The sequence below is a fragment of the Klebsiella sp. CN_Kp104 genome, from assembly GCF_040064515.1.
GTDB lineage: Bacteria > Pseudomonadota > Gammaproteobacteria > Enterobacterales > Enterobacteriaceae > Klebsiella > Klebsiella aerogenes.
On record NZ_JBEAII010000022.1, the window covers coordinates 1 to 705 of the forward strand.

At 53.9% G+C, this 705-nt stretch carries 1 rRNA gene; it reads left to right on the forward strand.

Going from position 1 to position 705, the window contains the following annotated elements:
• Positions 1–693 (forward strand): 23S ribosomal RNA (locus ABLU80_RS13505); the annotation flags it as partial.
• Positions 694–705: the final 12 nt, after the last annotated feature.

A 705-nucleotide genomic window follows, 5' to 3' on the forward strand; every position in this document is an offset into this window, starting at 1 on the left:
ATCGGGGTTGCGGACAGTGTCTGGTGGGTAGTTTGACTGGGGCGGTCTCCTCCCAAAGAGTAACGGAGGAGCACGAAGGTTAGCTAATCCTGGTCGGACATCAGGAGGTTAGTGCAATGGCATAAGCTAGCTTGACTGCGAGCGTGACGGCGCGAGCAGGTGCGAAAGCAGGTCATAGTGATCCGGTGGTTCTGAATGGAAGGGCCATCGCTCAACGGATAAAAGGTACTCCGGGGATAACAGGCTGATACCGCCCAAGAGTTCATATCGACGGCGGTGTTTGGCACCTCGATGTCGGCTCATCACATCCTGGGGCTGAAGTAGGTCCCAAGGGTATGGCTGTTCGCCATTTAAAGTGGTACGCGAGCTGGGTTTAGAACGTCGTGAGACAGTTCGGTCCCTATCTGCCGTGGGCGCTGGAGAATTGAGGGGGGCTGCTCCTAGTACGAGAGGACCGGAGTGGACGCATCACTGGTGTTCGGGTTGTCATGCCAATGGCATTGCCCGGTAGCTAAATGCGGAAGAGATAAGTGCTGAAAGCATCTAAGCACGAAACTTGCCCCGAGATGAGTTCTCCCTGAGACTTTAAGTCTCCTGAAGGAACGTTAAAGACGATGACGTTGATAGGTCGGGTGTGTAAGCGTAGCGATACGTTGAGCTAACCGATACTAATGAACCGTGAGGCTTAACCTTACAACGCCGAAG